Raw genomic sequence first — 6,168 nt, forward strand, 5'->3', positions numbered from 1 at the left:
TGCGACGGTCGACGCCGGCAGCGTCAATTCGACCGGCACGCTGGGCGCGGGCGCGAACAAGGATGGCTTCGTCGATCGAATCGGCGACTTGAATGTCACGGCCACGGGCCAGTTGACGGCGACCGGAAAGAACATCGCCGGCGGCAATGCATCGCTGACGGGGGGCAACGTGAATCTCGCCCGCAGCGAGACGGCTGCGAACGGCAATCTCACGCTGAACGCGAAGGCGGGTGATCTCAACCTGTCGAGCGCGAGGACGAGCGCACAAGGGGCACTCGACGCGTTGGCTAGCGGCGTACTCGTCAATGATCACGGCAACCTGTCGAGCGGCCGCAGTGTGACATTGACGGGCGGCAGCGTGTCGAACCAGAGCGGTCAGGTGTCGGCGCAAGGCCCGCTGTCGGTGCAGTCAGCCGGACAGATTGCCAATCAGGCCGGTACGCTGGTGTCGGAAAGCTCGGCAGACGTGCGCGGCGCTGCGATCGCCAACCACCAGGGCACGATTCAGAGCGCCGCCGGCATGACGGTTTTCGGCGCGTCGCTGGACAATTCGGCGGGGCGCATCACGTCGCTCAATGGAGACGGCCTGTCGGTCACGACGAGCGGTCAGCTCGCAAACGCGGCTGGCACGACGTCGAACGGCGCGCAAGGCGGCGTAATCGGCGGCAATGGCGACGTGACCGTGCACGGCGGAAATGTCTTCAACCGCGGCGCCATTACGGCCAACAAGAATCTGCACGTGAGCGGACAGTCGGTCAGTAACGACGCGGGGACGCTCGAGGCGACGCAGGACGTGACGGTCGATGGCGGGACTCACCTGACCAACAGTGGCGGCACGATCGCCGGTCAGACGGCGACGGTAAGCGGAACGGCGTTGGACAACAGTGCCGGGACCGTGCGGGCCGATCAGTTGACGCTGAATGGAACTGACCTCGTGAACCACGGCGGGACGATCACGCAGACGGGAACCGGTGCGATGACCGTCAACGTGAGCGGGACGCTCGACAACTCGAAAGGCGGAACGCTTCAGACCAACAGTGCAGACCTCACGCTCACACCCGCTGCGCTCGTCAACGATGCTGGAACGATTACTCATGCGGGTAACGGCACGCTGATGCTCGGCGGCGGCAATACGGGCTCGATCTCGAACGTCGGCGGCAAGATCGTCAGCAACGGACAGGCCGTCGCGCGATCCGGCATGCTCGACAACACCAACGGTTTGATAAGCGGCAAAACCGGGCTCGCGGCGACCGTGACCGGCACACTCGACAACTCGGCCGGCAAGCTGCTGTCGAATGGCAACCTGCGTATCGACGGCGGCGGTGCGTTGAAGAATGCCGACGGCGTCATCGATACGGCTGCCGACGCGGCGCTTCAGGTCGGGACGTTGACCAATAGCGGTCAGATCACCGCCGCTCAATCAGCCGACATCAGCGCGGCATCGCTCGACAACAACACGGGAACGATTCAGGCCGCGCGAGTGGCATTGACCGCCGGCAATCTGTCGAATCGCGGCGGCACGATCACGCAAACCGGCACGGGCGCGATGCGCGTCGCCGTATCGGGCATGCTCGACAATTCCCGCGGCGGCCTGATTCAGACGAACAGCACGGATCTGACGCTGACCCCGGCCGTGCTGCGCAACGATGGCGGCACACTGACGCACGCGGGTCACGGTACCCTGACGCTGGGCGATGGTTCGGGCGCGATCAGCAACGTCGGCGGCAAGATCGTCAGCAACGGCCAGACCGTCATCGATACCGAAACGGTCGACAACACGGGCGGCGCAATTTCCGCTCAAGCGGGGTTGACCGCGACCGCCGTCGGCGCGCTGAACAATACGAACGGCAAGCTGTTGTCGAATGCGAATGTCGCTTTGACCAGCAACACGCTGACGAACGACGGTGGTCGGATCGGCGCGAATGCGAATGTGACGATCCATACCGGCTCGCTGACGAATCAGGGCGGCGCAATCGTTGCGCCGAACCTGTCTGCGACGATCGGCTCGACACTCGACAACAGCGGCGGCAAGCTCGAAGCGAACCAGCTCGCGCTGACCGCCACGAACCTGACGAACCACGGAGGGACGATTACGTCGTATGGTTCGTCGCCGATGGGTGTCGATGTCAGCGGCACGCTGGACAATTCCGCAGCCGGCGTGATCCAGACCAACAGTACGGATCTGACGCTAAAACCCGCCGATCTGAACAACTCGGGCGGCACGATTACCCATGCCGGAACGGGAACGTTGACGATTGCGCCAGGCAGTGGCGCAGGCGCGCTGAACAACGCGGCTGGCACCATCGTCACCAGGGGGCAGGCCGTTGTCGATGCGGGCAGTTGGGACAACTCGAGCGGCATCCTGGCGGCGCTGCGCGGCATCAACGGAACCGTTGCCGGCGAAGTCAACAACGCGCAAGGCCTGATCCGTTCGGATGCGTCGCTGTTGCTGGCGAACGGCGGTGCGCTGGTGAACCGCGGTGGCCACATTCAGGCCGGTCAATCTGCGGCAGGCGACACCAGTACGCTCGATATTCAATCGGCGTCGATCGACAATGCGGACGGTTCGATTGCCGATCTCGGCACGGGCAAGATGACCGTGCAAGGCGGCAGCCAGATCGTGAACAACCACGCGGGCGGCGTATCGGGCATGGGGCAGATTACCGGCAACGGCGACGTGACGGTAAGCGCAGCCTCGATCGTCAACACGCAGGGTGGACAACTGAGCGGCGCGTCGCTGCACGTCCGGGGCGACACATTGGACAACAGCGGCGGCAAGATCGGCAACGTCGTCGATTCGAATGGTGGCGTCGACGTAACCACGACCGGCGCGGTGACGAACGCGAATGGCCAGATCAGCTCGACGCACGACTTGACGGTTTCGGCGGCCACGCTGCGAGGTGGCGGTACCTATAGTGCGACGCACGACGCGACGGTCAATTTGCAGGGCGATTTCACGGCAACGCCCGATTACCAGTTCGACGTCGGACACGATTTCGCCTTTACGCTGCCGGGTACGTTCGATAACCGCAGCAACTTGCAGTCGGTCAATAACCTGAGCGTCAATGCGGGCAACATCGTCAACTCGGGTGCACTGACGGCGGGCGGTTTGCTGCATACGCAATCGAGCAATCTGACCAACACCGGCGCGCTCGTCGGTGGCAGCGTGTCGCTCAATGCGGATGGCACTGTTTCGAACGTCGGGCCGACCGCGCTGATCGGCGGGTCCGACAGCAACGGCACGCTCGAAATCCTCGCAAACGACATCGAGAACCGCGACGACACCACGGCGACCGACACGATGGCGCAGACGGCCATTTTCGGCATGGGCAGGGTCGTGCTGGCGGGTGGCAAGGATGCCGCCGGCAATTACACGAATGCGGCGCTGGTCAACAACGTGTCGGCACTGATCCAGTCGGGCGCGGACATGGCGCTGCACGCCGACCGCGTGACGAATACACGACGCCAGATGAAGACGTCCGGCTGGACGACACAGGTCGATCCGGCGCTGCTGGAACGGCTCGGTATCAGCACGAGCGGCCGGACCGGGAAACCGAACACGCCCGATCCGACCGCGATTGGCGGCGTGTATATCGATCCGCCGCACGGTGGCGAGATGAACAGCGACTACCTGTACACGACGTACACGGGCAAGGCGGTCGCGAGCACGGTAACGGCCATCAGCCCGCAGGCGCAGATCATCTCCGGCGGCAATCTGCTGGCGACCTCGGTCGGTACACTGCAGAACTACTGGAGTGCGGTAGCGGCCGCAGGCGATATTGCGATGCCGCGCGAGCTTGACCAGGACAGCTGGCAGGGGCAGATCGCACCGCAGGTGCTGGTGACCTACTCGGGTCAATATCATTACCGCAACTATGACGGCAGCAAATACTGGAGCTATACGTTCTGCGAAAGCGGCTGCAACGCCGGGGCGGACTACCGCAAGCATGCGTTGCCGGACTACGAATCGAGCTTCGCTCCGAACGGCACGTTGAGCGGCACGGGCGTCAGCATCAACAACACGGCCGGGAACGCGTCGATTCCGTCGCTCGGTCTGCTGCCCGGCCAGTCGGTTCCGGGGTTGACGGTCGGTGCGGTCAACGGCAACGCCGGCGGCACGACGACTTCAGGTGGTGCGGTGGGCGGGACGGTGGCCGGTTCGGGTGCGCAATCCGCAGCGGTGAATGGCAAGCCGGTGCTTCCGGTCGATCCGATCGTGGCCGGTGCGACCGCACAGAATGTCCTGAACAACCTGACGATTCCGCAAGGCGGACTGTTCAGGCCGAATCCGGCGCCGAATGCAAACTACGTCATCGAGACGAATCCGGCGTTTACCAATCAGAAGAACTTCATTTCGAGCGACTACTTTTTCAGTCAGATCGGCGTCGACCTCACGCACATTCCCAAGCGTCTCGGCGATGGCTTCTATGAACAGCAACTGGTGCGCAACGAGATCACGGCGCTGACCGGCAAGGCCGTGCTGGGTCCGTACGCGGATCTCGAATCGATGTACCAGTCATTGCTCGCCGCGGGCGCATCGTTGTCGAAGTCGCTCGATTTGCCGATCGGCGCGAGTTTGTCGGCTGACCAGGTGTCGAAGCTGACCGGCAATGTGATCATGATGGAGACACGGGCGGTCGATGGGCAGTCGGTGCTGGTGCCGGTCGTGTATCTCGCGAAGGCCAGCCAGCAGAATATTAGTGGCCCGCTTATCGCGGCATCCGACATCGATTTGAAGGATGTGCAGACGTTCACGAACAGCGGGACTGTGAAGGCGGACAACACGCTGTCGATTCAGGGCAAGCAGATCGATAACGCGTTCGGCGCGCTGCAAAGCGGCGGGCTGATGTCGCTGACGACGTCCGGTGATGTCGATCTGACGTCGGCCAAGGTGAAGGCCGGCAGCCTGAACGTCGACGCGGGCGGCGATCTGATTCTCGATACCGCGACGAAGAAGGTAAAGCAGGTCAACGACAACGGCGCGACGCGGGTGTCGACTACGCTCGGACCGATCGCCCAACTGGACGTCGCGGGTGATGCGGCCATCGTGACTGGCGGCAACTTCCAGCAGAACGCGGGAAATCTGACGGTCGGCGGCAATCTCGGGGCGAATGTCGGCGGCGACTGGACACTCGGAGCGCAGCAGATCGGCGAGCACAAGGTCGTCGAGCGCGCGAACGGCGTGTCGGATACGGACATCAATCGGGTTGTCGGCAGCTCGGTCAAGGTGGGAGGTGTTTCCAACGTCGCTGTCGGCGGCGACTTCACGGCGAAAGGCGCGCAAATCGATCTCGGACAAGGCGGCACGATCGCGGCGATGGGCAACGTATCGCTCGGGACGGCGAGCACGACCTCGACGGTGAACAGCAACAGCTCGGGTGACGAGGGCAGCCGCAGCTATGCGGAAACGCTGCACAAGTCGGATCAGGCGCTGACAGGGACGACGCTGACGGGCGGCAATACCGTCAATCTCGTGTCGGGCAAGGACATTACGGTCAGCGGCAGTTCGATCGGTCTGGACAAGGGCAATGCGAACTTTGTGGCTGTGGGGGATGTGAATGTCACAGCGGCGACCGAGACGCATGGACTGAATTCGCACGAAACGCATAGCCGCAGCGGCATGGTGACCGGGTCGAAGGTGGCGAGCGGGATTGATCAGTCAATGACGTTGAACCAGAGCAGCCTGATTTCCGCAGACGGTGTGGCGATCGTGAGCGGCAAGGACCTCAATATTCAAGGTAGCACCGTCGTCGGGACGAACGATGTGACGCTGAACGCGGCACACAATGTGACGATCGCGACGTCGCAGGATACGCTGCAGTCGTCGAGCTACTACCAGAAGAAGGAGTCGGGGTTGATGTCGGGCGGCGGGCTGTCGGTGTCCGTTGGCAGTAGTTCGCTGAAGACGACAAGCCAGACGAACGAGGACTCGAACAATGGAAGCGTGATCGGTTCATTGAACGGCAACCTCAGCATCACCGCTGGGAACGATCTGCGCGTGACGGGGAGCGACCTGATAGCAGCGCAGAACATCAGCGGTACGGGTGCGAACGTGACGATCGACGCGGCGCGGGACACGAGTCATCGCACCGAGACGCAGGAAGTCTCGAAGAGCGGCCTGACGCTGGCGTTGAAGGCGCCGGTGATTGATGCCGTTTCGAACGTGGT

At 63.1% G+C, this 6,168-nt stretch carries 1 protein-coding gene; it reads left to right on the forward strand.

Going from position 1 to position 6,168, the window contains the following annotated elements; all coding sequences use genetic code 11:
* The coding region (locus ACV22Z_RS35520; protein WP_448080912.1) for a hemagglutinin repeat-containing protein at positions 1-6,168 on the forward strand (6,168 nt) is incomplete at both ends.

The organism is Burkholderia sp. PU8-34, assembly GCF_053427725.1.